Below are 26,008 nucleotides of genomic sequence, written 5' to 3'. Positions count from 1 at the left end.
ACGCGCCGACCTCCCCCGCAAGCGGGAGAGGTGACCGAGCTCGCGGTGAGAGCTCGGCTTTTAAAGAATGTATACATAGCATCAAGAATAGGTAACTTAATACGGGATTTTCGCACTTGAACTATTCCACCTCCCAGCTATTGTATACATATCGCATACAGAAGCCTTGGGAGATCGCCCGTGACAAAGCCCTTCCCCATGAACGCCTGGTACGCCGCCGCCTGGGACGCGGACGTGAAGCCGGCGCTGTTGCCGCGCACGATCTGCGGCAAGCACATCGTGATGTATCGGAAGGCCGACGGTTCGGTGGCTGCGCTGGAGGATGCCTGCTGGCACCGCCTGGTGCCGCTGTCGAAGGGCCGGCTCGAAGGCGACACGGTCGTCTGCGGCTATCATGGCCTGAAGTACAATTCGCAAGGGCGCTGCACCTTCATGCCCTCGCAGGAGACCATCAATCCGTCTGCCTGCGTGCGCGCCTATCCCGTGGTCGAGCGCCACCGCTACATCTGGCTCTGGATGGGCGATCCCGCGCTGGCCGATCCCGCGCTCGTCCCCGACATGCACTGGAATCACGATCCGGCCTGGGCCGGCGACGGCAAGACCATCCACGTCAATTGCGACTATCGCCTCGTGCTCGACAATCTCATGGACCTCACCCACGAGACCTTTGTGCATGGCTCCTCGATTGGGAACGACGCGGTCGCCGAAGCGCCGTTCGACGTCACGCATGGCGAGAAGACGGTCACGGTGACGCGCTGGATGCGCGGCATCGAGGCGCCGCCGTTCTGGGCCAAGCAGCTCGGCAAGCCCGGTCTGGTCGATCGCTGGCAGATCATCCGCTTCGAAGCCCCGTGCACCATCGCGATCGACGTCGGCGTGGCACCAACCGGCACCGGTGCGCCCGAGGGCGACCGCTCGCAGGGCGTCAACGGCTTCGTGCTCAACACCATCACGCCCGAGACCGAGAAGACCTGCCATTACTTCTGGGCTTTCGTCCGCAGCTACCAGATCGGTGAGCAGCGCATCACCACCGAGATCCGCGAGGGCGTCTCCGGCATTTTTCACGAAGACGAGCTGATCCTCGAAGCGCAGCAGCGCGCCATGGACGAAAATCCCGATCGCATCTTCTACAATCTGAACATCGATGCCGGCGCGATGTGGACGCGCAAGCTGATCGACAGGATGGTGGCGAAAGAAAACCCGCCGACGCACCTTCAGGCCGCGGAGTAATCCAGGTGAAAGCAGCGCCCGAGCGTGAGGTCGACCGCTCCGTCTCGCAGACCGTGAAGGCGCAGCTCGCGCTGCGTGACCAGATATTGTCGGGCTCCTTGCGGCCGGGCGAGCGCATCTCCGAGCTTCAGGCGGTGGAGACCACCGGCGCCTCGCGCACGCCGGTGCGCATGGCATTGGTGCGGCTCGAGGAGGAGGGGCTGCTGGAGGCGATCCCCTCCGGCGGCTTCATGGTCAAGGCGTTTTCGGAGCGCGATATCTCCGATTCCATCGAGCTGCGCGGCACGCTGGAAGGCCTCGCCGCACGTTTCGCAGCCGAGCGCGGCGTCTCCGCACGCGAGCTCGAGCCGCTCAAGGAATGTCTGGCTGCAATCGATGAGCTGCTGCGCCAGATCCCGATCTCGATCGAGGCCTTCTCGTCCTATGTCGCGCTGAACGCGCGCTTCCACGCGCTGCTCACCGAATTGTCGCGCAGCCCGCCCTTGATCCGCCAGATCGATCGCGCCTCGGCGCTGCCGTTCGCCTCGCCCAGCGGCTTCGTGATGGCGCAATCCGCGCTGCCGGAGGCGCAGCAGATCCTGATCATCGGGCAGGAGCACCACCGCGTCGTGATCGACGCCATCGAGAACCGCGAGGGGGCGCGCGCGGAGGCCGTGATGCGCGAGCATGCGCGGCTCGCGGTGCGAAACCTGCGGCTGGCGCTGCGCAACAGAACCCATCTCGACCTCTTGCCGGCGCTCGCACTGATCAAGACCGCAACCGATTGAGGGCAATGCCATGCGCTTCATCGAGACCTGGATTCCGGCGACGCTGGTGTCGACCCGTGACCTTTCGCCCGGCATCCGCGAATTCCTGATCCGGCCCGACCAGTACGACGGCGCGACCTATCCGGTCGGCAGCCACATCAATGTCAGCGTCACCATCGGCGGCCTGCCGGAGACGCGGTCCTATTCGCTGGTCGGCGAGGCCTCGCCGCACGGCTTCAGGATTGCGGTGCGCCGCGCCGAGGATTCCCGTGGCGGCTCGCGCTATATGTGGTCGTTGCAGCCGGGCGCGCGGCTCGACATCACGCAGCCCGCTTCGCTGGTCGCAGTCGACTGGGCGCGCGAAAGCTATTGCCTGATCGCGGGCGGCATCGGCATCACCCCGATCCTCGGCGCCGCACAGGCGCTGACTCGTCGCGGCGCCAATGTCTCGCTGCACTATGCCGTGCGCTCACGTGGCGATGCCGCCTATCTCGACGATCTCGCCGAGGTGCTCGGCGACCGGCTGGTCGTCCATGCCGGCGATGAAGACAGGCGGCTCGATCTCGACGCCCTGTTCGCGTCGCTGCCGAAGGGCACGCTGACGCTGTTCTGCGGCCCGATGCGAATGCTCGATGCCGCGCGCCACGCCTGGGTCGGCGCCGGCCATCCGCTCGCCGATCTCCGCTACGAGACGTTTGGCTCCAGCGGCACGCTGCCGACCGAAGCGTTTCGCGTGCGCCTGAAGGGCTCCGATGTCGAGCTCGAAATCCCCCGCGAGCGCTCGATGCTGGACGTGCTCAACGCCAGCGGCTTTGAGGTGATATCCGACTGCAAGCGCGGCGAATGCGGCCTCTGCGCCATCGACGTCGTCGCTGTCGACGGCGAGATCGACCATCGCGACGTCTTCTTCAGCGATCACCAGAAGCAAAGCAACGAAAAGATCTGCGCCTGCGTCTCCCGCGCGCGAGGGACCATCACGGTGGACACGCTACTGCGGGCGGATGCGGTCTGACCGAATCACGTCGGTTTGGCTGTGTCCCTGTGAGGTCCGGTTTTGCCTCAATCGCCACCGAGCTGGGCGTCGTCGCCATCTTCGCTTTTGGGGCCACAAGCCGACGTTAGGAGCGAGACTTCGCTTTCCTTAATGAGGTATGAAATGGCGATCGCGTTTGTCCGGTAGTCGGTTCGTGTTTCGGCAATCTGGGATTGATAGACCCTCAGTATCGCGTCAATCTGGAGTGTCCCGAATGCCGTTGTTTCGTTTTGCCTTCTTGCCAAGTCTCACCTTGCCCTTGCTTTTGACGGCGCCAGTGATGGCTCAAACGGTCGGGCAAGCAGCCGGACAGCGCCAGGAAACCTGGGTTCGCGTGCAAACGAATTTCAACTTCTTTGTGCCGGGACCAACTGGGGACAGCAACGAGGCACGAAAGTCGAGCGAAAATGCTCGGCGCTCGATCTACGAGATCGCTGCACGCGAATGCGAAGTGCTTCGCGAGGTTCTGGCCAAGGATTGCCGTATCGAGCAGGTTTCGAGCACCATCGGACGCGAGTTCGGTCGGCAACAGCAGCAGGACGGTTACACCGTCAACGGCTCATTGAACCTTTCGATTACCGTGAAATAGCGCGCCCCCAAACCTTGCGTCCCGTAACTCGCGCTGCTGTCTGCAACGGGGCACACCGTTGGTGCGCCATAACGGCTTATAGCAGTTTTGGTGAACTGCCGCCGCAGACGCCGTAAACATCAGCAGCGCGGCCCGCCTAGAGGCTGGCCCGGACCTACCACGGCCCGGGCCGCTGTGGCGCGATCAGTGTAAGACAGTAGGCCAATCGACCCAGCTCTTGCTTCCGGGAAACCAATATCGGACGTCACCTTGCAAGTGCTGTCTCCATCATGTCCCCATGTTGGGCCGCGCCTCATGTTTTATCAGACTCAATGAAGGCCCGTAACGGGTCACTTTCGTTTCCGACCGATCGAGTTGGACCTACGCCGCGAAAATCGCTCTCAGCTTCTTCGAGTTGAGCAGCGTCTGCACGCCATCCGCCGACACCGGCCGCCCGATCAGATAGCCCTGCACTTCGTCGCAACGGATCTGGCGCAGGTATTCGAGCTGATCCGCGGTCTCGACGCCTTCGGCCACCACGTCGATGTCGAGGTCGCGCGCCAATGAGATCACGGATTTCACGATCGCGGCGCAGTCCGGCTGCACCAGCATGTCGCGGATGAAGGACTGGTCGATCTTGATGCGGCTGAACGGCAGCTTGCGCAAGTACGTCAGCGACGAGAATCCGGTGCCGAAATCGTCCAGCGCAACCGTGGCACCTAACTCCAGCAGCGCGTTCAAGATCGAGGCGGCCGAGCCGTATTTCGACAGCAGCATCGATTCCGTGATCTCGATCTCGAGCCTGTCAGGTGCGACCTTGGCGTCGGCCAGCGCCTGCACGATGGTCTGCAGAATGCCGGTGTTGTGAAACTGCGCCGCCGAGAAGTTGACGGCGACCCGGATGTCCTCCGGCCAGTCCTTAAGCGTGGCACAGGCGCGGCGAATGACCCATTCGCCGATCTCGTGGATCAGCCCGGTCTCCTCGGCGATCGGGATGAACTCGCTCGGCGGCACCAGGCCGCGCGAGGGATGCTGCCAGCGCAGCAGCGCCTCGAAGCCGGTGATGCGGTTGTTGCCGAGATCGAGGAACGGCTGGAACACCAGAAACAACTCGTCGCGCGCGACGGCGCCGGCGAGATCCGCTTGCAGCGCCTTGCGATCGCGCGAGACCCTGTCGTCGGCTTCCTCGAAGAAGCGGATTGTGCCAGGCCCCGCCTTCTTGGCGCGATAGAGCGCGGCATCCGCATTCTTCATGATGTCGAGCGGGGTGTTGCCGTCTCGCGGCGCCAGCACGATGCCGACGCTGGTGGCGCCAAGGATCTCGCAGCCCTCGATCAGGAACGGTTCGGTGAAGGCCGCGACGAAGCGCTCGGCGATCTCGAGTGCTTCCTCGGGCCGGACCAGATTGGCCATCACCAGCGCGAACTCGTCGCCGCCGATGCGCGCGACGTGCTCGGCCGCGCGGGTGCATCGTTGCAGGCGGCCGGCGACCTGGACCAGAAATTCGTCACCGGCGGGATGGCCGAAGCGGTCGTTGACCTCCTTGAAGCGATCGAGATCGAGCAGCAGCACCGCGAATTCTTCGCCGGACAGAGCAAGGCGCTTCAACGCGCCGTCGAGCGTCTCGTTGAAGGCGACGCGGTTCGGCAGCTGGGTCAGCGGGTCTCGCCGGACCGTACGCTCCGCCTCGATCTGCCGCATCACCCGCCGCGCGAAAGAGAACGAATTGACGAACACGCCGCGCAGCAGCACGCTGCCATAGACCACGACGAGGAAGGCGATCAGCAGGAAGGCGAGGTCGCCGTTTCGGCTGAGACAGATGGCGATGCCGACGAAGATGGGCGCCGTGAACGCGATGGCCGCGATCGGGATGGTGGCAAAGGCGAGTGCGCCGCCGGCCAGCATGCCCGAGCACAGGCAGGTGATGACGAGCTGGCCGCCGGTGGAGGCGTCCGTGAAGAAGGCGACGGGGACGATGCCCCAGGCGACGCCGAGAACGAAGGCGTTGCGCACCAGCCGGTGGATGGCGCGGCGGGAGACGAATTGCGGCTTCGTGATCCGCCGCGAAGCGTGGGATTGCAGGCCGAACGCAATTGCCGCGGCTGCCACGACGACCGCCCAGATCAACGCGAAGGTCCGGTTCGGCGATTGCCACAGCGCAATCGCGAGCACGGTGGCATTGCAGGCATTGGCCAGCATGATGCCGACCGAATAGCCGAGCACCAGCGACATCTGCTCGGCACGGATATGGCCGGCAACGGTTTCGTCGGTTGCGGGACCGCCAAAGGCCGACAGATCGCCGGCGAACAGCCGCGCGACATGGTTGGTCAGTTGAGTCCGCATTCCACAGCCTGCAGGAGCATGGGCCGTTCGTCCGGCCCGATCCGGAAAATTCGCCGCAAACCTTTGACGAACTATGAATTATCCCCGTTTGCCGCGGTCGCCGTGACCACTTCTGCGTGTTCGATCGAGAGTATCGATAACAAATCGATACAAATGCGGAGGCCGGCGTTACGGCTGTAATGATGGGGCATGTTCGCCAACATCTCCGCTGTCATGCCCCGCGAAGGCGGGGCATCCCGCACGCCGCGGCCTGTCGGTTCAATCACCACTGTCTCGGAGTGCTGGATCGCCCGCTTTCGCGGGCGATGACAGCGGTGTTCGGGCGCATCACCGCCCGAGCTGCTTCGGATCGTAGAAGAACCGTTCCTCGATCAGCTCGTCACCCCGCCAGGTCTGCCAGGCGATCTCGTCCAGCGTTCGGGTGACGCCTTCGGCATTCGTGAAGCTGAAGATCCAGCGCGTCGCGACGTGATTGCCCTCGATCATGCTTGGGCCGACGCGAACGGCCTTGACCTCTCGGAAGGCGGCGAGCACGCCGCGCTCCTTTGCTGCCAGCTTCTCCCGTCCGACCATCGGCGCGGCGTTGTTTTCGTAAGTTGCGGCATCGAGCGTGTAGAATTGCTCGATCGCGCCGACGAAATCCCCGGTCTCCAGACGCCGCGCAAAGGCTTCCACGATCTCACGGCTCGGCATGTGGCACCTCTTAGTAAAACCGACTATTGGTCGGTAAATACCGACTGATAGTCGAAAAGTCAACTGGTGGCCTGCGGCGAATTCGATTACAGCCAGATGGGTGAAGCACAGCTGGTACTCCGACGGAGGTGCGTTCCCTCCCCCCTTGTGGGGGAGGGCTAGGGAGAGGGGTAGCCCAGCAAAGAGTGCCAGTTGTTGATGATGCATGAGGGTGGTGCGCGATCGATAGAATCCCGGCGTGACACCCCCCCTCCCTCACCCTCCCCCACAAGGGGGGAGGGAACAGAAACAGTGTTGCTGGTGGCCGAATTTTGCTTCGACATCACCTCATCGCGCTACCAACGAGGACCCATGGCGAAACAGGCGGAACGGCGAGCGGCGACGACAGAGGCGATCCTGACGGCGGCGCGCCGGCTGTTCGGGACGCACGGCTTTGCCGCCACCACCATGGACGAGATCGCCGAAGCTGCCCGCATCGCCAAGGGCGCGGTCTATCATCATTTCAAGACCAAGGAGGCGGTGTTCGAAGCGGTGTTCGATTCCGTCTCGCGCGATCTCGTCGCCGAGATCGACGGTGCGGCGCGCACCGAGAAGGACGTGCTGGCCGCGATGGTCGCCGGCACCCAGCATTATTTTGCCGCGACTGCCAAGGGCCCGACCGGCCAGATCATCTTGCGCGACGGCCCGGCCGTGCTCGGCTGGGAGCGCTGGCGCGAGATCGACGCCAAGCATTTCGGTGGCAAGATGCCGCGCGCGCTCGCGATGGCGATGGAGGCCGGCCTGATCGCAAAGCAGCCGGTCGAGCCGCTGGCGCGGCTGCTGCTCGGTGCCGTGACGGAGGCCGCGGTCGCCTGCGCCGGACGTGCCGATATCGCAAGGGCGGGTGCGGAATATGCCCGTGCCTTCAAGTCGCTGGTCGAGGCGCTGCGCGTCGCGGCATGATTGTGCTAATTTCAGCCCCGCGCGCGGCAGCCATCTACCATCCGGCCTCGACCTGTCGTATGGGCAGGATGCGCCCCGCGCGCGGCACACATCCTGGATGGAGAACGGCTTGGCTACGCGACTGAAGATCGGCACCCGCAAGAGCGCGATGGCGCTGGCCCAGACGGAAGAGATTGCGCGCCGCCTGACCGCCGCCGTGCCCGGCCTCGATGTCGAGATCGTCAAGTTCGACACCACGGGCGATCTCGACCAGACCAGCAAGCTCCTGCCCCATGGCGGCAAGGGCGGCGCCTTCGTTGCGCAGATCCGCGCCGCCGTGCTTGCGGGCGAGCTCCAGGCGGCGATGCATTCGCTCAAGGACATGCCTGGCAACGAGGACACGCCCGGCCTCGTCATCGGCGCCACGCTGTCACGCGATCCGCCCAGCGATGCGCTGGTGATGCGCGAAGGCGTCACGCTGGCGGCGCTGCGCCAGTCGCGAGGCAAGGGCTTTAAAATTGGCACCAATGCGGTGCGCCGCGCGGCCTATGCGCACAGGCTGTTTCCCGATGTCGAAGTGATCCACTTCCGCGGCGCCGCCGACACGCGCGTGCGAAAGCTCGACAACGGCGAGATGCAGCGCCTGCCGGATGGCGGCGCCGTCGGACCTGCGGACGCGCTGATCATGGCGCGTTCGGGCCTCGATCGCGTTGGCCTTGCAAGCCGCATCGCCTATGAGTTCACGGCGGCGGAGATGCTGCCCGCGGCAGGGCAGGGTATCGTCGCCGTCGAATGCGCTGCGCAGGACTGGCAGACGCGACAAATCCTGTCGTCGATCGACGATCCCGCCGCGCATGCCTGTGCCGACGCCGAGCGCGAGGTGCTGTGGGTGCTCAACGGTCACTGCAATTCGCCGGTCGCGGGTTTCTCCACGATCTCAGGCGATCAGATGTCGCTGACCGCGTCCGTGCTCGATCTCTCCGGCAACACCATCATCGAAGCCTCGCGTGCCGGTCCGGCCAATCGCCCGCGCGAGCTCGGCCGTGCCGTGGGACTGGATCTGCTGGGCAAGGGCGCCGCCAAGATCATCGAGCGCAGCCGGCCGCGCTAGGCATCCTTGCGAAGTCGCGGTCGTCGGGATCATGCCATCGTGCGCCTGTTTTGCCCGACGTGTCAAACGTCGCTGTGAACGGCGCTCAATCCGTGCGGCGCGAAATCCTTCAACGATTTCTACTGTGCATGGGGTTGTTTTCGCGGTTTTGGTTTCCGCCTCCTGAGGAGACGGAATTTTTCAGCCGCGCACCCGCTTCAGCATCTGCTCGACATGGGCGATCGGCGTCTCCGGCTGGATGCCGTGGCCGAGATTGAAAATGAAGCGCCCTTGCGAAAAATTCGCCAGCACGTCGTCGACCGCGCGGTCGAGCGCCGCGCCGCCCGTGATCAGCGCGAGCGGATCCAGATTGCCCTGCACGGCGACTTTGCTCTGCACGCGCTCGCGGATGAAGGCGGGTTCCGCGGTCCAGTCGATGCTGACGGCGTTGACGCCGGTGGCCTCGACGTAACCAGGCAATTGCGCGCCGGCGCCGCGCGGGAAACCGATGATCTTCGCATCCGGCACTTTTGCGCGCACGCCTTCGACGATGCGCCGGGTCGGCTCGGTCGACCAGCGCGCGAACTCGGCCGACGGCAGCACGCCGGCCCAGGTGTCGAAGATCTGCAGGGCATTGGCGCCGGCCTCGAGTTGCGCCAGCAGATACTGAATCGAGTTCTCGACCAGCACGTCGATGATCTTCGAAAATGCCTCGGGATGCCGGTAGGCCATCATCCGCGCCGGCGCCTGATCGGGCGTGCTCTGGCCCGCGACCATGTAGGTCGCAACCGTCCATGGCGCCCCGCAGAAGCCGATCAGCGCGATTTTCGGATCGAGTGCCCCGCGCACGATCTTGAGCGCCTCGCACACCGGCGCGAGCAGGCCGAAGTCGGCACGGGCGGCGAGCGTTCCGACCTTGGCCGGATCATCCAGCGGCTCGAGCCGGGGACCCTCGCCGACCTCGAAACGCACGGAGCGGCCGAGCGCGTAGGGGACCACCAGGATGTCGGAGAAGATGATCGCCGCGTCGAACCCGAACCGGCGGATCGGTTGCAGCGTGACTTCGGCGGCAAGCTCCGGATTGAAGCAGAGATCGAGGAAGCCGCCGGCCTTGGCGCGGACCTCGCGATATTCCGGCAAATAGCGGCCGGCCTGCCGCATCATCCACATGGGCGGGATGGATTGCCGCTGGCCGGAGAGCACGTCGATGAAGGGCTTTGTCGCAGACTGGGGCACGAGACATCCTGATCCAGAGTTGGGGTTCCTGATACACCGCCGCGAGCAGAATCGGAACAGGGGAACCAGCGCAAATCCGCAGCGTTGACCAGGCAATGGAGGAGGAATTCCATGGCTCAGACATTCAATCCCGCGCCGCATGACAAGCATGCCGAGGATCTGCGCGAAGCGCTCGCGGCCGATCGTCACGCCCAGCTCGACACCGGGTTGGAAGATACCTTCCCCGCATCCGATCCCGTGAGCGCCGCACAGCCGACACCGTCCAAGGCCGACGCGGAGGCCGACCATCCCTCGCTCTGGGACAAGGTTAAGTCCATCTTCAGCTAGCGGCCGGGCCGCCGGATTCCGATAGTCTTGATAAGACCTTGTTAGTGATCTGCGGAGGGCCCGGTCCGTAGGAGTACGGAAAAACCCGTAGATGAATGCGAATTTTTGCGGGCGCTTCAGGGTTCAATAAGAGAAGCGGCAGAGTTTCCAGCCATTGGAGATTTCTGCCGCATGAACGTCGCCTCTTACAGAGCCGGATGGAGCCGCTTGTCGTTGCGCGCGGCAGCTTTCGTCGTGCTCACTTGCGTGGCGATCCTCGGTGTCAGCGGCTGGCGCGAATGGGCCGCGCGCGATGCGGTGCTCAAGGGCGCCGAAACAGAGATGGCGAACGTCGCGCGCTCGTTGACGCAGCATGCCGAGGACAGCCTCGATCTCTTGGATTCCGGCGTCGTCGGCGTCGTCAGCCGGCTGGAGATGGATGGCGCCGATCCCGTCACCATCGCGAAGCTTCGCAACCTCCTGGAAGCGCGCAAGAAGGCGATGGAGCGCGTCCATAGCCTCGCCATCATCGACGACCAGGGCAACTGGCTGACCTCGCCCGGCACGATCGCCTCGACGCTCAGCGACGACACGTTCTTCCGCCACCACCAGCTCTCGCCCAAGCGCGAGGCCTATGTCGGCCGCCCCGTGAAGAGCCTCGTGGACGGCGAATGGGTTGTCACCCTGTCGCGCCGCTTCAACAAGCCCGACGGCAGCTTTGGCGGCGTGGTGCTCGCCGCCATCGGTTCCCGATATCTGTCGCATTTCTACGAGCAGTTCGAGATCGGCCGTAACAGCTCCGTGACGCTGATGTACGGTGAGGGGCTGATCATTGCGCGCAATCCGAACAACGAGAAGTTCGTCGGCCGCAGCGTCGCCGACACGCCGCTGTTCCGCGATGCCAGCCTGCAGCTGCCGAGCGGTGCCTATCAGTTCAAGTCACCGCTGGACGGCGCCGAGCGCGTCAGCTTCTTCAAGCGCAGCGGTCGGTACCCGCTCGTGCTGCTCGCAACCGTCGACAAGGATGAGTTGCTCTCGCCGTGGCGGGCTGCGGCAATCTCCCGCATGCTGTACGTGGTCGCGCTGGTGATGCTGATTGCGATCATCGGCGCGGTGCTGGTACGGCAGTTGCAGCGCGGCCATCGCATGGCGGCGGCACTGGTCGAGAAGGAGGCGCATTTCCGTCTGCTTGCCGAAGGCTCCAGCGACATGGTCACCCGCATCGGGCTCGACGAGCGGCTGCGCTATGTCTCGCCGTCCTGCAATCGTGTCGTCGGCTGGCGCGCCAATCAGCTGATCGGCACCGACGCGCTCGCTGGAATCCATCCCGAGGACCGGCCGCAGGTGCAGGCGATCGTCGATGCCATGAAGCGCGGCGACAGGGACGAAGCGCGCCTTACCTACCGTAACGTGCACCGGGAGAAGTCCGAGGTCTGGCTGGAATCGACCATGCGGGTGACGCGCAAGGACAACGGCAACGTCGACGGCGTGGTCGCGATCACGCGCGACATCACCGCGCAGAAGCAACTGGAGACCAGGCTCGAGACGCTCGCGATCGAGGACAGCCTCACCGGGCTTGCCAACCGCCGCCGTTTCGATGAGCGGCTGAAGGAAGAATGGGCGCGCGCCTACCGCGACCGTTCCAGCCTCGGCCTCCTGATGATCGACGTCGATCACTTCAAGTCCTACAACGACGAATATGGCCACCCTGCGGGCGACGCCTGCCTGCGCGTGGTGGCGAAGGTCATCGCGGCCGAGATGCAGCGGGTCGGCGATCTCGCGGCCCGGTATGGCGGCGAGGAATTCGCCATGCTGCTGCCGAACACCGATGCCGCCGGCTGCGCCCGGATCGGCGAGCGGATCCGCAAAGCCATCCGCGAGGCCGGCCTCGTTCACAGCAGCAATCGCGCGGCGGGCTGCGTCACCGCCTCGTTGGGTGGCGCGGCCTGCAGGCCTGCGCTGGAGCGCACGGCGGGCGTTGGCACCCTCGTCGAGGCTGCCGATCAGGCGCTCTATGCGGCCAAGGAGGGCGGCCGTGACCGCCTGATGATGTCGGTGCAAGTCGCGAACCTGCTGCCCAAGGCGGTCGGCGAGTAATTGCGCTCAATAATGCGGCGGACGTTCGTTGGCGGGCCCCGGCGCATTCGCCTCGGCCTCTTGCAGCCGTTCGCCAAGCTGCGCGAGTTGCCGCGTCAGAATGTCGATCTGCTTCCATTGCGCGGTGATGGTCTGGTTCAGCGTCTCGATGGTGTCGTCCTGATACGCAAGGCGGGTCTCCAGCGTATCGACACGTTCGGCGAGCGCCTTGATCTCATTCGTCACGGCCGTGCCCCTTATCGCGTTCGCGCAAACCGTGGCCGAGCGCAACGCGCTCGTCAAAGACAAAACATTCACCGCGCCAGCGGCTCTGCTCCTCCGGCACCTCTTCCAGATATTTCAGGATGCCGCCCTTGAGGTGGTAGACCTCGGCAAAGCCACGCGCCAGCAGATGCGCGCTCGCCTTCTCGCAGCGGATGCCACCGGTACAGAACATCGCGATGCGCCGGTGCTTCAAGGGATCGAGCTTCGCGGCGGCAAAATCCTTGAACTGACCAAAGCTCCTGATGTCGGGGTCGACCGCACCCTCGAACGTCCCCATAGCGACCTCGAAGGCATTGCGGGTGTCGAGCACCAGTGTGTCGGGCGAGGAGATCAGCTCGTTCCACTCGGCAGCGTCGACATAGGTACCGACCTGTCGGGTCGGATCCGCTGCCGCATCGCCAAGCGTGACGATTTCCCTCTTCAGCCGTACCTTGAGCCGGCCGAACGGCATCGCTTCCGCAGTCGAGCGCTTCAGTTCGAGATTGTTCAGCCGGCCGCCGAACATCGCCCCCTGCATGAGCTCGTGGGCGAAAGCGTCGATCGCCTCGGGGGCGCCGGCGATCGTGCCGTTGATGCCCTCCTGGGCCAAGAGCACGCTGCCCTTCAGGGACAGGCCGGCACAAAACGCGCGCAGCGGCTCGCGCAGCTCGCGGTAATCGGGCAGGGCAGCGAATTGGTAGAAGGCGCAGACCTTGTAAGTCATGGTGGCTCGTTTAGCAGGCGGGCTGCGCCCAGAAAACCCGTAACCGACAACTCTATTCCCAGCGGATGGCAGCCATTTCCCTGGCATGCCAGCATTGCCCGGACGGGCCGGAATGTGTCATGAAAGCCCGGTTTTTCCGGGATGGCGCGCCATCCGCGCCACGGTCTGAGAGAGCAAGAATAAGATGAGAAACTTCCATTTCCCCGGCAGGTCCACGGTCCACGCCACCAACGCGATGGTAGCGACGTCGCACCCGCAGGCCTCGCTCGCCGCGATCGAGGTGCTGCGCGAGGGCGGCACGGCGGTGGACGCGGCGGTGGCGGGGTCTGCGATACTCGGCGTGATCGAGCCACAATCGACCGGCATCGGCGGCGACTGCTTCGCGCTGATCCAGCCGCGCGGCGAAGGCAAGATCATCGCCTATAACGGCTCCGGCCGCGCCCCCAAGGCGGCCAATGCCGACTGGTATCTCGAGCGCAAGATCAATTCCGTGCCGTTGACCTCGGCGCATGCGGTCTCGATCCCCGGCGTGATCGACGCGTTCGCGACAGTGCTGCGCGACCACGGCAAGTTCGGCTTCGACCGCCTGCTGCAGCCCGCGATCAAGGCGGCGGAAGAAGGCTACGTCGTCGCGCCCCGCATCGCCTTCGACTGGAAGAACCAGTTCGAGAAGCTGAAGGGTGGCACCAACACCGTGCGTTACCTGCTGCCGGGCGGCAAGCCGCCGGTGGCCGGCGACGTCATCCGCCAGACTGAGCTCGGCAAGACGCTGCGCGCGATCGCCAAGGACGGCCGCGACGCCTTCTACAAGGGCCCGATCGCAGAGGACATGGTCGAGACCCTTCGCGGCATCGGCGGCCTGCACACGCTCGACGATTTCGCCGCGCATACGACCGAAACGACGACGCCGATCGGCACCATGTACAAAGGCTACGATGTCTGGCAGTGCCCGCCGAACGGCCCCGGCGTCACCGCGCTCTTGATGCTCAACATCCTGTCGCGCTTCGACCTGACCAAGTACGCGCCGGTCAGCGTCGAGCGCTTCCATCTCGAGGCCGAAGCCGCGCGCATCGCCTACATGAACCGAGAGATGCATGTCGCCTCTCCCGAGCATATGAAGATCAACGTCGCCGAGATGCTCGAAAAGAGCTTTGCCGACGAGTTTATCAGCAAGATCCGCCTGGATGGCATGCTCGACCTGCCGAACGTCGCGCCACCGATGAATCCCTCGACCATTTACATCACGGTGGTGGACAAGGACCGCAACGTCTGCTCGTTCATCAACTCGGTCGCGCATTCTTTCGGCTCGGCCATCGTCTCCAACAAGACCGGCGTGCTGTTCCAGAATCGCGCCGGCGGCTTCCGCATCCAGCCGGGTCATCCCAACTGCATCGAAGGCGGCAAGCGCCCGCTGCACACGATCATGCCGGGGCTGCTCACCAAGGGTGGCCGCTCCACGATGTCGTTCGCAGTGATGGGCGGACAGTACCAGCCGACGGGGCAGACTCATCTCTTGACCAACATCCTCGACTATGGCTGCGACGTGCAGGAAGCGATCGATATGCCGCGCGGTCTGCATTACGAGGGACAATATCAACTCGAGGACAGCGTGCCGTCTGACATCGTTGAGGGCCTGAAGAAGCTCGGCCACAAGACCACCAGCGTGGTTGGCCCGCTCGGCGGCGCCCAGGCGATCTGGATCGACTGGGACAAGGGCACGCTGACCGGCGGTTCCGATCCGCGCAAGGACGGTTGCGCACTGGGCTATTGATCCCCCGCGCCAGGTTCCTCGCAAAGGGATCAGGAAAAGTTGACGAAGGGCGACGCGGCATCGGCTGCGTCGCCCTTTCCCGTTCGGAACGGAGCTCATGGCCCCAAGTTGGTGGGCGATGAGCGGTGCAGGCGTGCGCTGCTTTGTTTTTGAAGCGGCGGAGGCCGTCCATGTCCGACCAGTCAAGTTCCCGACCATCCGGATTCGATCGGCGCGCCTTCATGGCTGGCGCCGCAGGTAGCGCGCTTGTTCCCCTTGCGGCGCGTGCGGGAACGCAGGATGCGCGAGCGCCACTGGCCCAGGATCCGGCGCTGCCCGTCGACGTCACGTTGCGTGTGAATGGCCAGGACAAGCGCCTCAGTCTCGACGCGCGCACGACCGTGCTGGACGCCCTGCGCGAGCATCTCAAGCTGACCGGCAGCAAGAAGGGTTGCGATCACGGCCAGTGCGGTGCCTGCACGGTGCTGATCGGCGACCGCCGCGTGGTGTCGTGCCTGACGCTGGCGCTTGCGGCCGAAGGGCAGGAGATCACGACCATCGAAGGACTCGCGACCAGCGACCGCCTGCACCCGATGCAGCAGGCCTTTGTCGACAACGATGCCTTCCAATGTGGCTATTGCACGCCCGGCCAGATCATGTCGGCGATTGCCTGTGTGAAGGAAGGACATGCCGGCACCGATGCGGATATCCGCGAGTACATGAGCGGCAACATCTGCCGCTGCGCCGCCTATCCGAACATCGTCGCCGCCGTGAAACAGGCTGCGCCCGACATCATGAAAGGCTAGGCCCATGCGACCCTTCTCCTATCAGAGGGCGACCGCCCCCGACATGGCCGTGCAGGCGCTCAGCGCCGCTGCGGCCGTCAACAATTCGTTGACGCAGGCCACGGCGCAGCCGCTGGCCGGTGGCACCACGCTGATCGACCTGATGAAGCTCGACGTGATGCGGCCTGCAGCGATCGTCGATATCAATCCGCTCGCGCAAGGCTGGTCGGCAATCGATCCGGGCGGCGAGAACCTGCGGCTCGGCGCGCTCGCGAAAATGTCGGATGTCGCCGCGCATGAGGAGATCCAGCGCAGCTATCCGGTCATCGCCAATTCCCTGAAGCTCGCGGCTAGTGCCCAGCTGCGCAACATGGCGACGCTCGGCGGCAACGTGATGCAGCGGACCCGCTGCAGCTATTTCCGCGATGTCTCCTACGAGAATTGCAACAAGCGCAATCCGGGCTCCGGCTGTGCCGCGATGGATGGTGTCAACCGCATGCATGCCGTGCTGGGCACATCCGACCAGTGCATCGCGACCTATCCCGGCGATTTCGCTCAGGCGCTGATCGCGCTGGACGCCACAGTCGAGTTGACCGGCAGGTCCGGGACTCGCAGCATGCCGTTTAGCGAACTGCACAAGGCGCCCGGCAACACGCCAGATATCGAGACTATTCTTCAGCCCGGTGAGCTGATTTCTGCGTTCGTCGTTCCCGGCCGCTGGCCGCGCTCGGTTTATCTGAAGGCCCGTGACCGACAGTCCTACGAATTCGCACTCTCGTCCGCCGCGGTCGCGCTCGATGTGCAGGACGGCACGATCAAGGATGCGCGTGTCGCGCTCGGCGGCGTCGCCACAGTGCCGTGGCGGGCGCGCGAGGCGGAAGCCTTGCTGAAGGGACAGAAGTTCGATGACGGCTTGGCGGAGCGCGCGGCCGATGCTGCCTTCGCAGACGCCCGGGGGCGCCAGCACAACAGTTTCAAGATCGCCCTCGGCAAGCGCGTGGTGGCTCGCGCGCTCCAGCAGGCCGTAACGATGGAGATTTGACTATGAATGCAGCTGCTCCCGAGCCGAAGGCGAATATGGGCCAGCCGGTGCCGCGCTATGACGCGGCGGCAAAGGTCACAGGGCGAGCGACGTATGGGTCCGATATGCCGATGGACAATCCGGCCTATGCGTTTCTGGTCACCAGCGCGATCGCGCGGGGCCGCATCAACGGCTTTGATCTCGACGATGCCAGACGTGTCCGCGGCGTGATCGACATCGTCACGTATGAGAATGCGCCGAAGCTGAAAGAGGCAAAACTCTTCAGCAATGGCGGCTATGCCGGCACCACGATTAAGCCGCTAAAGTCGACTGACATCGCCCATGAGGGCGAGATCATCGCGGTAGTCGTTGCGGAGAGCTACGAGGCCGCGCGCGAGGCTGCCAACCGAGTCAAGGTCAGTTACACGGCCGTGGCGCCAAGCGCGAGCTTTGACTCGCCGGGAACGACGAAAGCCGCCGCGAAAGGCCAGAACGCGCAATTCAAGGAAGATCCGCAGGTCGGCGATTTCGCCAAGGCGTTCGACGAGGCCGAGGTGAAGCTCACCGCGTCGTACGATACGCCGACGCAGCACCATAATCCGATGGAGCTGTTCTCGACGAGCTGCGTCTGGATGGGCGACGATCTCGTCATCTATGAGCCCAGTCAGTACGTCTATGGCCTGAAGAACGGCGTTGCCGAACAGCTCGGCATCGATGCTGACAAGGTGAGGGTGGTCAACCCGTATGTCGGCGGCGGTTTTGGCTCACGCGGCTCGATGACGCCGCGCACCGCGATCATCGCAGGCATCGCCAGGCGGCTGAACCGGCCGATCAAGCTGGTCCCAACCCGGGATCAGGGGTTTACCATTGCGACCTATCGCGCCGAGACGCGTCACGAGATCAAGCTTGGCGCGAGTCGTGACGGCAGGCTGGTCGCGCTCAGGCACGAGGGTGCCGAGGTATCTTCGCGTGCCGACGCCTATTGCGTTGGTGGTACCAAGACCACGACGCGGCTTTACGCCTGCCCGAATGTCGATAGCCTCGTGTCGATCGTGCGGGCCGACCGCAACACGCCGGGCTTCATGCGCTCGCCGCCGGAGGTGCCGTATCTGTTCGCGTTGGAGAGTGCGATGGACGAGCTTGCGGTCAAGCTCAACATGGATCCGGTCGAGCTGCGCCGTATCAACGATACGACCAATGAACCGATCGGTGGCAAACCCTATACCTCGCGCTCGCTGATGGCGTGTTTCGACGAAGCTGCCAAGGCTTTCGGCTGGTCGGAGCGCTCAGCGGCGCCAAAATCGATGTCCGATGGCGACTGGCTGATCGGCTATGGCTGCGCGGCGACCTGCTATCCGACGCAGATGGCGCCGTCGGCGGCGCGCGTGCGCCTGCAGCGCGACGGCCGTACCCGTGTCGAGATCGCGGGCCACGAGATCGGAACCGGCGCTTACACCGTGATCGCCCAGACCGCTTCCGAGCGGCTCGGTGTGCCTCTTGAGAAAGTCGCAGTCTTCATCGGCGACAGTGATCTTCCTCCGGCGCCGGTCGCAGGCGGCTCCAATTCCACGGCAAGCACCTGTTCGGCGGTGATGATGGTATGTGACCAGATCCGCCAAAAATTGTTCAAGGCGGTGATGCCGAACGAAAGTCTCACGGACAAGGCGAAGGAGACGGTCGGGCTCGGCCAGGCGCCGACGACCCAGGCAGCAAAGAGTGACCGCCCGCTTGATCTGGAGAAGGCATTCGACGCGCTCGGTGCCGGCGTGGTCGAGGAATATGGCGAGTGGAAGCCGGATGGCGCGCCGCTGGATTCCTTCAAGGCCATGCATAGCGGGCACGCGCGGCTGGTCGGCGGCCATCAAATGAAGGACAAGATTGCCTACGCCTTCGGTGCGGAGTTCGTCGAGGTCCGGGTCAATCGCTTCACTCATGAGATCCGTGCGCCGCGCCTGGTGGGCGCGTTCGCGGCCGGCCGCATCATGAACCCGCGCACGGCGCGGAGCCAGCTCATGGGCGGCCTGATCTGGGGCATGTCCTCGGCACTGCTGGAGGCGACCGAGATCGACGAACGCACCGCGCGCTACGTCAACGATAATTTTGCCGACTATCTCGTGCCCGTGAATGCCGATGTGGGCGGTGTCGAGGTGATCCTGCTCTCCGAGCAGGACGATCATATCAATCCGACCGGTGCGAAGGGGCTCGGCGAGCTCGCCAATGTCGGCACCAACGCCGCGATCTGCAATGCGATTTACCATGCCACCGGCCAACGCATCCGCAAGTTGCCGGTGCGGCTGGAAAATATCGAGGTCTGAGGGGTGGAAACCGTGTGCTCGTTGCGCTAGACACCTTTCGCCTCAAACGGAAGGTGCTTTATGCGGCGTTTCCAGCGCATGCTCCTCGCCCTCACGTCGGCGCTCGCGATCACCTTGATCGGCGGCGTGTCGACATGTGTTTCCACCACGGCCTCGGCCCAGACCGCAGGAAAGACCATGACCACAGCTTCAGGCTTGCAGACTATCGACAGCGTTGTCGGCACCGGCGCTTCGCCCAAGCCCGGCCAGATCTGCGTGATGCACTACACCGGCTGGCTCTATGAGAACGGCCAGAAGGGCAAGAAATTCGACTCGTCGGTCGACCGCAACGAGCCGTTCGAATTCCCCATCGGCAAGGGTCGCGTCATCGCCGGCTGGGACGAGGGCGTTGCTACGATGAAGGTCGGCGGCAAGCGCACCCTGATCATCCCGCCGCAGCTCGGCTACGGCGCGCGCGGCGCCGGCGGTGTGATCCCGCCGAACGCGACGCTGATGTTCGACGTGGAATTGCTTGGCGTGAAGTGACCCTTCTCGTCATGCCCGGGCTTGTCCCGGGCATCCACGTTCTTCCCTCGTGTGGCCAAGACGTGGATGACCAGGTCAAGCCCGGCCATGACGGATAGAGATCAGTACAAACAAGAGACCGGCCTTTCGGCCGGTCTTTTCATTTTTGTCTCGCGCGTTATTCCGTCGCGCGGCGGGCCGACGCTGCGGCGCGATCGATTGCTTCCTTCGCGGCGTCCTTGGCGTCGCCCATGGCCTTCTGGCCCTTGCCTTTCACTTCCTGGACCGCGCCTTCGCCTTGCAGACGCTCGGAACCGGTGGCTTCGCCGATACCCTGCTTGGCCTTGCCGATCGCCTCATTGGCGTTGCCCTTGATCTTGTCGCTCGTGCTACCCATGAAAGTCTCCTTCCAGATTGCTCGCAAAGACAACATCTGGCGGCTATGAGGGTTCCGATTTTGGTATGGCTTGAGGTCGCGCCTTTGGTTAGTTTCGCGTGCACGGAACCAACAGAAAGCAAGTCCCCATGACCGGCCATGACCATTCGCATTCCCACCATGACCACGATCACGATGATCGCTGGAAGCATGACGGCGTGCGCGTCATTCCCGGCAACCAGCTCGATACCAACGTGCCGTCGACAGCAGGCATGGATCGGGCGGCTGCGATCAATTTCGCTCGCGTCGGCGCGCAGAAATTATGGGCGGGCACCGTCAGCATCAAGCCCGATGCCAAGACCGGCGCGCATCACCATGGCCATCTCGAAAGCGTGATTTACGTCGTGAAGGGCAAGGCGCGGATGCGCTGGGGCGAGAGCCTGCAATTCACCGCCGAGGCCGGCCCCGGCGATTTCATATTCGTGCCGCCCTATGTGCCGCACCAGGAAATCAACGCCAGCCCCGACGAGGTGCTGGAATGCGTGCTGGTGCGCAGCGACGGCGAGGCGGTCGCGATCAATCTCGATATCGAGCCGGTCGAGAAGCCCGAGACTGTGCTGTGGATCGATCCCGTCCACCGGGATCCGAACGAGAAGAAGTAAGGCGGAAGACCGCGCGCCCGGCGGTGCGACGGAATCCCGCAGCTGGCGGTCAGAAAAATAGTTCGGAAGCCGTGTCGGATAGCGGCTTCATCATCCGTCCTTGGGCAGAACCCGCCCAAGGAGCTTCTGATGCCCAGGATGATTTTCCTCAATCTGCCGGTGACTGACCTCAAGCGCGCGACCGCCTTCTACGAGGCGATCGGCGCGACCAGGAACCCGCAATTCAGTGACGACACGGCGAGCTGCATGGTCTTTTCCGAGGCCATCTACGCGATGCTGACGACCCACGACAAATTCCGTCAGTTCACGCCAAAGCCGATCGCGGATGCCAGGACCTCGAACCAGGCGCTGTTCTGCCTGTCCGCCGATAGCCGGAACGAGGTCGACGAGATCGTCGGCAAGGCTGCGGCTGCGGGCGGGGTGGCCGATCCCAGCCCGAAGGACGAATACAGCTTCATGTATGGCCGCAGCTTCGAGGATCCGGATGGCCATATGTGGGGTGTGAACTGGCTGGACATGGCCGCCGTCCCCGCGAAGCCCGCTATGGCGAACGCCTGATCGAAATCTGAAGAGGAGCATTCACGATGTCCAAGCTCGTGCCCTGCATGTGGTTCAACGGCGATGCCGAGGAAGCCGCGAAGTTCTACGTCTCGCTCGTTCCTGATTCAGAGATCACGCACGTCCAGCGCAACGTTGCGGACAACCCGTCCGGTAAGGAAGGCTCCGTGCTCGTCGTCGAGTTCACGGTGGCGGGGCAGCCCCTGGTTGCGCTCAACGGCGGCATGAAGATGGAGTACACGCACGCGATCTCGCTGATGATCCATTGCGACGATCAGGCCCAGGTCGACAGCGTTTGGAGTGCGTTCCTGGCCAATGGCGGCAAGGCAGAGCAGTGCGGCTGGCTCAGGGATCGCTGGGGTGTGGCCTGGCAGGTCGTGCCGAAAGTGATGTTCGAGTTTCTATCGAGCCCTGACAGGGCCGCGGCCGCACGCGCGATGCAGGCCATGATGAAGATGGTGAAGCTGGATGTTGAGGTGTTGCGGCGGGCGTTCGAGGGCAAGTCGGCGGCGTGACCCACGCCACGTACTCAGTACGCAGGGTGGGCAAAGGCGCGTAGCGCCGTGCCCACGGTCTTTCCGATATTGAGAGAGGCGGTAGGCACGCTTCCGCTTTGCCCACCCTGCGAGACCGTGCCTGTCGGCTAATAATTGATCCGCAGCCCCACGCCGCCGTGAATGGTGTTGCCCACCGGCTGCGGGCCAAGCGTGCCGTTGGCGAAGAGATCCACGATCCAGCCCTTCTGCACGCGGAAGCCGAGGCGGCCACCATATTCGAACCAGCCCTGGTTGCCCATCGTTGGCACCACCATGCCGTCGCCGGTCACGGCGGCGACGATGCCGCTGTGGCTGGCGAACGACTGCACCCAGCCGCCATTGATGTTGGTCTCGATATTGCCGGCGAACAGATGGGTCCACTGGCCCCCGATCTTGACCAGGCTGGTGCGATCGGTGCCGGTCGCAATGCTGGCGTCGAACGGATTGAACGCGACCGTGTTGTCCGCGTAACCCGACACGCGCTGCCAGAGCTGCCAGACCTCGATCGAAGCTGCGACCTCGTCGCGCGGTGACAGGCGGCTCATCCAGCCGGCGCGACCGTAGACCGCGTAGTTTGCCGCGTTGGTCGAGCTCGTTACGCTCACCGGGCCGAGGCTGGTGTTGTAGCTGCGGGTGTAGCGTGCCTTCTCCCACGGTGTCAGGATCGTGCCGACGTCGAAGAATGGACGCGACGAGCCCCAATCGGTGAAGTCATAACGCAGCGCGAAGGCGCCGATCGGCGCGCTGGTGATGTTGTAGCCACCCTCGCTGTATTGTGTGTAGGCGAGGCCGGCGAGCAGCGACAGATTGGGCGTCAGCTCCTTGCGGCCGTGGACGCCGGCCGAGAACGAGCCGGCAGAGCCGAACGCGCTGATGCAGTCACTGCAATTGACCTGTTCGTTGACGCCAAGCAGCACCGTACCGAGCACGCGGTTGGTGATCATCTGGTTGAAGCGCTGGTTGGCGAGGCCGCCCACCGAGTTGCCACTGGAATCGGAGCCGGTCGGCGCCTGGCTCGGCGATGGGACCGGACTCGGCGTTGGGGCCGGGCTTGGCGAAGGAGACGGGCTGGGGGAGGGAGAGGGGCTCGGTGACGGATAGGGGTTCGGCTCGACGCATTCGGTCTCGCAGGAAGCGGCGGCGGCCGGACGGGTGTTGAACGTGAACAGCGCAAGCGCCGCAACTGCGGCCAATGCGCCGGCCAGGGCAAGCTTTTTGATGACGACCTGCGTCATCGTCAGCGCCCGCACAGCATGCCGTCGTCATGGACGGCGGGAGTGATGGTCGGTGAGGCGTCAGCATATTGATTGACGGCGCAAAGCCCGGCATTCGCGGCGCAGTTGGCGGCGAAGGTCCAGGGCGGTGTGTTGGTCTTGGTGATGGAGACCTTGCCGCCGGCCGACGTGATGACCGCAGTATCGCCCGGCTGGGTGAGCTGAATGCACTGGAAGTTCAGCGTGCAGACGCTGGCTGCGCCCTCCTGAAGCACCACGACCGAGCGGCCGCGCTGGGACAGGATGTCAAGCGTGGTGCCGCGGACGCCGATGGTCGCGAGCGGTGTCGTGATCTTGTAGGCGGTCTTCTCCGAATGTCCGGTGACGAAGCGGAAGGCGCCGGTGGTCATGCGGATCGCGACGTCGCGATAGCTGTGCTCGTCGTTGAAGACGGTGCGGTCGAGCTTCAGCGTCGCACTCGGGCCGAGCGACAGGTTGGTGCTGTCGGCCATGACGAAGCGCGCTGCGCTGTCGGCACCTGTGCGTACGGTTTCGTCGCGCAGCATGCTGTCGCCGACATTGATCGGCGTCGAGCTCGCGGCGACGCGGACCACCTCGTTCTGGACCAGGACGGCTTCGCCGACGCGCGTCTGGGCCTGCGCACAAGGCGCAGCGCACAGTGCGGTCGACAGCAGAGCGGGGAAAAGCAGAAAACGTAAACCCATTTCGTAACCGATCGAGGTCCCTGATCGCGAACGCTTGTGTTGTGGCAGAATTATCACAAGCGGCGCGAGACGAGCGTTAGCTTAGTGACAGTTGCGGCAGAATGCGTTCAATGGATCGGCCGAGTTATTTTTTATTCGCGGTGACGCAGATTTGCCACGCAAAATAGTCCCACAGCAGTCGCTTGAAGCACACGTGGTTCCGAAGGTGTCGCGAAGCACAGTGATCGCTGTCGCGATTTTCCTAGCTGCGCATCTTGCGCTGCTGATCGGTCTGGCGACGCCGGAAAAGTTCGTCTTCGACGAGGTGCATTACGTGCCGGCGGCGCGGCAGATGCTGGGCTCCGAACCATCGCAGCCGATGCTCAATCCGATGCATCCGCCGCTGGCCAAAGAGCTGATCGCGGCGTCGATCGCGACATTCGGCGACAATGCGCTGGGCTGGCGCTATCCGGCGGCACTGTTCGGTGCGCTCGCGGTCGTTGCGATTTATCTCTGCGGCCTCGCGCTGTTCTCCGCACAGGGGCCCGCGATTGCGGCGGCGCTGATCGCGGCGTTCAACCAGATGCTTTATGTGCAGGCGCGCGTCGCGATGCTCGACATCTTTGCGCTCGGCTTCGGCCTGCTCGCAATTGCCGCCTTCATGCATGGTTTTCGACGGCAGCGGCCGCAGGCCCTGTTCGCGCTTGCGGGCAGCCTGTTCGGTCTCGCCGCTGCCTGCAAATGGAGCGGCCTGTTTCCGCTCGGCGTCTGCATCGTCATCGTTGCGATGGTTCGCGTGATGCAGGGTTGGCGGACGTTGTTTGCCGATCCCAAGCCGAACGACTGGTATCGCCCCGATCTCTGGCCCGACCTCGGCACGCATCATGCCGTGCTCTGCTTCGTGCTGCTGCCCGCCGTGACGTATCTCGCCGCCTTCGTGCCGCTCTACGGCTTGTCGTTGCCGGATCTGATCGAGGCACAGCGCCGGATATTTGCCGACAACACCACCACTGCGATCGCCGGCCACACCTATATGAGCTCGTGGCCGTCCTGGCCGTTGCTCGCGCGGCCTGTCTGGTTCCTGTTCGACAAGACCACGGACGACAACGTCGCGGCGGTCGTTTTCCTCGGCGATCCGCTGGTGCTGTGGCCGGCGCTGCTCGCGCTCGTCGTCGTGCTGCGCGACTTCATCCTCGCGCGGCGCTGGGATGCGTTCTTGATCGCGGCGTTCTATTTCGGCCCCTGGCTCGCCTGGGCGCTGCTGCCGCGGACGCTGGGCTTCATCTACTATTACCTGCCGGCCGCAACAGCGGCCTCGCTCGCGCTGGTCTATGTGCTGCGCAAGGAGGGCCTGCCGCGCTGGCTGTTGTGGGCCTATGTCGGCGTCGCCGCGATCGGTTTTGCGGTGATGCTGCCGATCTCTGCGGCCTTCATCGGCACGTCGATGCAAACCTTCAACCGGCTGATGTTGTTTCAGAGCTGGATCTGACCAAAGAAGGCCGCCCGCCGTTGTCGCGGCAGGGCGGCCTGTCGGTTGCTGCAATTACTTCGAAGCGGTCTTGGTGTCCATGTTCACGACCTGAACGCGACGGTTGATCGGGTCGGCGCCGTTGGCGGTGTCCTTCAGCTTGGTCTTGCCATAGCCGACGGTGACGAGATCGTTGCCGCTGAGGCCGTAGTTCTGCACCAGGTACTTCTTGATCGTGTCGGCGCGACGTTCCGAGAGGCCCTGGTTGTAGGCTTCCGTGCCGATCGCATCGGTATGGCCGGCGACGACGAAGGTCGAGCCCTTCAGCGACGGATCGGACAGCGCCTTGCCGAGCGCCTGCACCGACGGCACCGAGGTCTTGGCAATGTCAGCCGAGTTGTAGTCGAACTGGATCTCCAGATCGATGTTCGGCTTGGTCGCCGCGAGTTCGGCGATCTGCTCGCGCTCGCCCATCGAGAGCGAGCGGGTCTGACGGTTGCGCACCGTGTTCAGGAAAGTCGTCTCCTTGGCCTGCGCCGTCGGATCGGCCTGCGGACCGGCGGACAGGCCGCGGGTGATCGGCTTGGGCTTCAACGCATCCAGGATTTGGTTGGTGGAAACATTCGTGTCGCCGGCGAAAGCCAGGCCGGCCGTCAGCGACAGCGCGGCGGTGAGCGTGATCGCCTGCAATCCAAAAAACCTATTGAAATGGGTCATTGTCGTATCCTCGCTGTGACGCCTGATGGCGATTTGATGCTGCGAGCATAGGGAAGGTTCAAATGGCCAGATGTGATGCGTGTCACATTCAGGACTTGCCACAATTCCACACGTATCTTAGCGCCGGTGCCGGTCGGCATCCAGCCAGCGGCAGCGGCCTACCGCCCG

The 26,008-nt window shown here is 64.2% G+C and carries 26 protein-coding genes; 17 read left to right on the top strand and 9 right to left on the bottom strand.

Annotation, left to right across the window (positions count from 1 at the left end):
- Window positions 1-180: 180 nt before the first annotated feature.
- The 4 genes from ACWAT4_RS32575 to ACWAT4_RS32560 all read left to right on the top strand — a co-directional run bounded on the left by ACWAT4_RS32575 (window position 181) and on the right by ACWAT4_RS32560 (window position 3,598).
- Window positions 181-1,230 carry an aromatic ring-hydroxylating dioxygenase subunit alpha gene (locus tag ACWAT4_RS32575; RefSeq protein ID WP_212428084.1) on the top strand — a complete coding sequence of 350 codons (1,050 nt, stop codon included), beginning with the start codon at window positions 181-183 and terminating at the stop codon, window positions 1,228-1,230.
- A 5-nt stretch (window positions 1,231-1,235) separates the two neighbouring features.
- Window positions 1,236-1,997, top strand: a complete 762-nt coding sequence (locus tag ACWAT4_RS32570; protein WP_212297450.1) for a GntR family transcriptional regulator — start codon at window positions 1,236-1,238, stop codon at window positions 1,995-1,997.
- 10 nt (window positions 1,998-2,007) lie between these two features.
- Window positions 2,008-2,988 carry a PDR/VanB family oxidoreductase gene (locus tag ACWAT4_RS32565; RefSeq protein WP_212297451.1) on the top strand — a complete coding sequence of 327 codons (981 nt, stop codon included), beginning with the start codon at window positions 2,008-2,010 and terminating at the stop codon, window positions 2,986-2,988.
- 235 nt (window positions 2,989-3,223) lie between these two features.
- Entirely contained in the window at window positions 3,224-3,598 is a 375-nt protein-coding gene (locus tag ACWAT4_RS32560) for a hypothetical protein (RefSeq protein ID WP_212297452.1), read from the top strand.
- Between the two features lie 360 nt (window positions 3,599-3,958).
- Here ACWAT4_RS32560 and ACWAT4_RS32555 read toward each other — a convergent pair whose 3' ends face one another.
- Both ACWAT4_RS32555 and ACWAT4_RS32550 read right to left on the bottom strand, forming a co-directional pair.
- On the bottom strand, window positions 3,959-5,920 hold the full coding sequence (locus ACWAT4_RS32555) for a putative bifunctional diguanylate cyclase/phosphodiesterase (protein ID WP_212428079.1): 1,962 nt from the start codon (window positions 5,918-5,920) through the stop codon (window positions 3,959-3,961).
- Between the two features lie 327 nt (window positions 5,921-6,247).
- On the bottom strand, window positions 6,248-6,613 hold the full coding sequence (locus tag ACWAT4_RS32550; protein WP_212428078.1) for a nuclear transport factor 2 family protein: 366 nt from the start codon (window positions 6,611-6,613) through the stop codon (window positions 6,248-6,250).
- Window positions 6,614-6,964: 351 nt separating this feature from the next.
- Between ACWAT4_RS32550 and ACWAT4_RS32545 the strand changes: the two genes are divergently transcribed.
- Both ACWAT4_RS32545 and hemC read left to right on the top strand, forming a co-directional pair.
- Complete coding sequence (locus tag ACWAT4_RS32545) at window positions 6,965-7,555, top strand: TetR/AcrR family transcriptional regulator (RefSeq protein WP_212428077.1); 591 nt, start codon at window positions 6,965-6,967, stop codon at window positions 7,553-7,555.
- 109 nt (window positions 7,556-7,664) lie between these two features.
- Window positions 7,665-8,645, top strand: a complete 981-nt coding sequence (gene hemC, locus ACWAT4_RS32540) for a hydroxymethylbilane synthase (RefSeq protein WP_449729020.1) — start codon at window positions 7,665-7,667, stop codon at window positions 8,643-8,645.
- A 180-nt stretch (window positions 8,646-8,825) separates the two neighbouring features.
- Here the strand turns inward: hemC and hemE are convergent, their stop codons facing one another.
- Window positions 8,826-9,860 (bottom strand): uroporphyrinogen decarboxylase, encoded by a 1,035-nt coding sequence (gene hemE / locus ACWAT4_RS32535; RefSeq protein WP_449729019.1) that lies wholly within the window; start codon window positions 9,858-9,860, stop codon window positions 8,826-8,828.
- A 111-nt stretch (window positions 9,861-9,971) separates the two neighbouring features.
- Here hemE and ACWAT4_RS32530 point away from each other — a divergent pair, with 111 nt between their 5' ends.
- Both ACWAT4_RS32530 and ACWAT4_RS32525 read left to right on the top strand, forming a co-directional pair.
- The gene (locus ACWAT4_RS32530) at window positions 9,972-10,187 is read left to right on the top strand and encodes a hypothetical protein (protein ID WP_449729018.1); all 216 of its coding nucleotides are present in this window, start codon (window positions 9,972-9,974) and stop codon (window positions 10,185-10,187) included.
- Window positions 10,188-10,358: 171 nt separating this feature from the next.
- Window positions 10,359-12,263: a diguanylate cyclase domain-containing protein gene (locus ACWAT4_RS32525; RefSeq protein WP_212297459.1), complete on the top strand. Its 1,905-nt coding sequence runs from the start codon at window positions 10,359-10,361 to the stop codon at window positions 12,261-12,263.
- Window positions 12,264-12,269: 6 nt separating this feature from the next.
- On the opposite strand, the gene ACWAT4_RS32520 is transcribed toward ACWAT4_RS32525, so the two are convergent.
- Window positions 12,270-12,488 (bottom strand): SlyX family protein, encoded by a 219-nt coding sequence (locus ACWAT4_RS32520; protein ID WP_212428072.1) that lies wholly within the window; start codon window positions 12,486-12,488, stop codon window positions 12,270-12,272.
- Complete coding sequence (gene trhO / locus ACWAT4_RS32515; RefSeq protein ID WP_449729017.1) at window positions 12,478-13,230, bottom strand: oxygen-dependent tRNA uridine(34) hydroxylase TrhO; 753 nt, start codon at window positions 13,228-13,230, stop codon at window positions 12,478-12,480. Before trhO ends, ACWAT4_RS32520 begins: the two co-directional genes overlap by 11 nt.
- 184 nt (window positions 13,231-13,414) lie before the next feature.
- Here trhO and ggt point away from each other — a divergent pair, with 184 nt between their 5' ends.
- The 5 genes from ggt (at window position 13,415) to ACWAT4_RS32490 (ending at window position 19,626) form a co-directional block, all read left to right on the top strand.
- Complete coding sequence (ggt, locus tag ACWAT4_RS32510) at window positions 13,415-15,001, top strand: gamma-glutamyltransferase (RefSeq protein WP_212297462.1); 1,587 nt, start codon at window positions 13,415-13,417, stop codon at window positions 14,999-15,001.
- 170 nt (window positions 15,002-15,171) lie between these two features.
- Window positions 15,172-15,786 carry a (2Fe-2S)-binding protein gene (locus ACWAT4_RS32505; protein WP_212428070.1) on the top strand — a complete coding sequence of 205 codons (615 nt, stop codon included), beginning with the start codon at window positions 15,172-15,174 and terminating at the stop codon, window positions 15,784-15,786.
- Window positions 15,787-15,790: 4 nt separating this feature from the next.
- On the top strand, window positions 15,791-16,807 hold the full coding sequence (locus tag ACWAT4_RS32500) for an FAD binding domain-containing protein (protein WP_212428069.1): 1,017 nt from the start codon (window positions 15,791-15,793) through the stop codon (window positions 16,805-16,807).
- Window positions 16,808-16,809: 2 nt separating this feature from the next.
- A complete protein-coding gene (locus tag ACWAT4_RS32495) occupies window positions 16,810-19,101 on the top strand; it encodes a xanthine dehydrogenase family protein molybdopterin-binding subunit (protein ID WP_449729016.1) in 2,292 nt (763 codons plus the stop codon).
- 60 nt (window positions 19,102-19,161) lie between these two features.
- A complete protein-coding gene (locus tag ACWAT4_RS32490) occupies window positions 19,162-19,626 on the top strand; it encodes an FKBP-type peptidyl-prolyl cis-trans isomerase (RefSeq protein WP_212297466.1) in 465 nt (154 codons plus the stop codon).
- A 157-nt stretch (window positions 19,627-19,783) separates the two neighbouring features.
- On the opposite strand, the gene ACWAT4_RS32485 is transcribed toward ACWAT4_RS32490, so the two are convergent.
- Window positions 19,784-20,002 (bottom strand): CsbD family protein, encoded by a 219-nt coding sequence (locus ACWAT4_RS32485; RefSeq protein ID WP_212297467.1) that lies wholly within the window; start codon window positions 20,000-20,002, stop codon window positions 19,784-19,786.
- A 128-nt stretch (window positions 20,003-20,130) separates the two neighbouring features.
- On the opposite strand from ACWAT4_RS32485, the gene ACWAT4_RS32480 reads away from it, so the two are divergent.
- The 3 genes from ACWAT4_RS32480 to ACWAT4_RS32470 all read left to right on the top strand — a co-directional run bounded on the left by ACWAT4_RS32480 (window position 20,131) and on the right by ACWAT4_RS32470 (window position 21,716).
- On the top strand, window positions 20,131-20,643 hold the full coding sequence (locus ACWAT4_RS32480) for a cupin domain-containing protein (protein ID WP_080137629.1): 513 nt from the start codon (window positions 20,131-20,133) through the stop codon (window positions 20,641-20,643).
- A gap of 129 nt (window positions 20,644-20,772) precedes the next feature.
- A complete protein-coding gene (locus ACWAT4_RS32475) occupies window positions 20,773-21,201 on the top strand; it encodes a VOC family protein (protein WP_449729015.1) in 429 nt (142 codons plus the stop codon).
- Between the two features lie 26 nt (window positions 21,202-21,227).
- Complete coding sequence (locus ACWAT4_RS32470) at window positions 21,228-21,716, top strand: VOC family protein (protein WP_212298038.1); 489 nt, start codon at window positions 21,228-21,230, stop codon at window positions 21,714-21,716.
- 128 nt (window positions 21,717-21,844) lie between these two features.
- On the opposite strand, the gene ACWAT4_RS32465 is transcribed toward ACWAT4_RS32470, so the two are convergent.
- Both ACWAT4_RS32465 and ACWAT4_RS32460 read right to left on the bottom strand, forming a co-directional pair.
- Window positions 21,845-22,972, bottom strand: a complete 1,128-nt coding sequence (locus ACWAT4_RS32465; protein WP_449729014.1) for a hypothetical protein — start codon at window positions 22,970-22,972, stop codon at window positions 21,845-21,847.
- Window positions 22,973-22,974: 2 nt separating this feature from the next.
- Window positions 22,975-23,676, bottom strand: a complete 702-nt coding sequence (locus ACWAT4_RS32460) for a FecR family protein (RefSeq protein ID WP_212297470.1) — start codon at window positions 23,674-23,676, stop codon at window positions 22,975-22,977.
- 205 nt (window positions 23,677-23,881) lie between these two features.
- Here ACWAT4_RS32460 and ACWAT4_RS32455 point away from each other — a divergent pair, with 205 nt between their 5' ends.
- Window positions 23,882-25,144 (top strand): phospholipid carrier-dependent glycosyltransferase, encoded by a 1,263-nt coding sequence (locus tag ACWAT4_RS32455; RefSeq protein WP_449729013.1) that lies wholly within the window; start codon window positions 23,882-23,884, stop codon window positions 25,142-25,144.
- A gap of 54 nt (window positions 25,145-25,198) precedes the next feature.
- Here the strand turns inward: ACWAT4_RS32455 and ACWAT4_RS32450 are convergent, their stop codons facing one another.
- Window positions 25,199-25,840: an OmpA family protein gene (locus tag ACWAT4_RS32450; RefSeq protein ID WP_212428064.1), complete on the bottom strand. Its 642-nt coding sequence runs from the start codon at window positions 25,838-25,840 to the stop codon at window positions 25,199-25,201.
- Window positions 25,841-26,008 lie beyond the last annotated feature (168 nt).

This window comes from Bradyrhizobium sp. T-1, from assembly GCF_053592855.1.
This window is presented reverse-complemented; position numbering and strand designations above follow the sequence as displayed.

Bases quoted from the DNA above. Each gene is read 5' to 3' on its own strand.
- ACWAT4_RS32565 (WP_212297451.1), top strand. From the start codon at position 2,008: ATGCGCTTCATCGAGACCTGGATTCCGGCGACGCTGGTGTCGACCCGT.
- ACWAT4_RS32560 (WP_212297452.1), top strand. From the start codon at position 3,224: ATGCCGTTGTTTCGTTTTGCCTTCTTGCCAAGTCTCACCTTGCCCTTG.
- ACWAT4_RS32555 (WP_212428079.1), bottom strand. From the start codon at position 5,920: ATGCGGACTCAACTGACCAACCATGTCGCGCGGCTGTTCGCCGGCGAT.
- ACWAT4_RS32550 (WP_212428078.1), bottom strand. From the start codon at position 6,613: ATGCCGAGCCGTGAGATCGTGGAAGCCTTTGCGCGGCGTCTGGAGACC.
- ACWAT4_RS32545 (WP_212428077.1), top strand. From the start codon at position 6,965: ATGGCGAAACAGGCGGAACGGCGAGCGGCGACGACAGAGGCGATCCTG.
- ACWAT4_RS32530 (WP_449729018.1), top strand. From the start codon at position 9,972: ATGGCTCAGACATTCAATCCCGCGCCGCATGACAAGCATGCCGAGGAT.
- ACWAT4_RS32525 (WP_212297459.1), top strand. From the start codon at position 10,359: ATGAACGTCGCCTCTTACAGAGCCGGATGGAGCCGCTTGTCGTTGCGC.
- trhO (WP_449729017.1), bottom strand. From the start codon at position 13,230: ATGACTTACAAGGTCTGCGCCTTCTACCAATTCGCTGCCCTGCCCGAT.
- ggt (WP_212297462.1), top strand. From the start codon at position 13,415: ATGAGAAACTTCCATTTCCCCGGCAGGTCCACGGTCCACGCCACCAAC.
- ACWAT4_RS32505 (WP_212428070.1), top strand. From the start codon at position 15,172: ATGTCCGACCAGTCAAGTTCCCGACCATCCGGATTCGATCGGCGCGCC.
- ACWAT4_RS32500 (WP_212428069.1), top strand. From the start codon at position 15,791: ATGCGACCCTTCTCCTATCAGAGGGCGACCGCCCCCGACATGGCCGTG.
- ACWAT4_RS32495 (WP_449729016.1), top strand. From the start codon at position 16,810: ATGAATGCAGCTGCTCCCGAGCCGAAGGCGAATATGGGCCAGCCGGTG.
- ACWAT4_RS32490 (WP_212297466.1), top strand. From the start codon at position 19,162: ATGCGGCGTTTCCAGCGCATGCTCCTCGCCCTCACGTCGGCGCTCGCG.
- ACWAT4_RS32485 (WP_212297467.1), bottom strand. From the start codon at position 20,002: ATGGGTAGCACGAGCGACAAGATCAAGGGCAACGCCAATGAGGCGATC.
- ACWAT4_RS32480 (WP_080137629.1), top strand. From the start codon at position 20,131: ATGACCGGCCATGACCATTCGCATTCCCACCATGACCACGATCACGAT.
- ACWAT4_RS32475 (WP_449729015.1), top strand. From the start codon at position 20,773: ATGCCCAGGATGATTTTCCTCAATCTGCCGGTGACTGACCTCAAGCGC.
- ACWAT4_RS32470 (WP_212298038.1), top strand. From the start codon at position 21,228: ATGTCCAAGCTCGTGCCCTGCATGTGGTTCAACGGCGATGCCGAGGAA.
- ACWAT4_RS32465 (WP_449729014.1), bottom strand. From the start codon at position 22,972: ATGACGCAGGTCGTCATCAAAAAGCTTGCCCTGGCCGGCGCATTGGCC.
- ACWAT4_RS32460 (WP_212297470.1), bottom strand. From the start codon at position 23,676: ATGGGTTTACGTTTTCTGCTTTTCCCCGCTCTGCTGTCGACCGCACTG.
- ACWAT4_RS32450 (WP_212428064.1), bottom strand. From the start codon at position 25,840: ATGACCCATTTCAATAGGTTTTTTGGATTGCAGGCGATCACGCTCACC.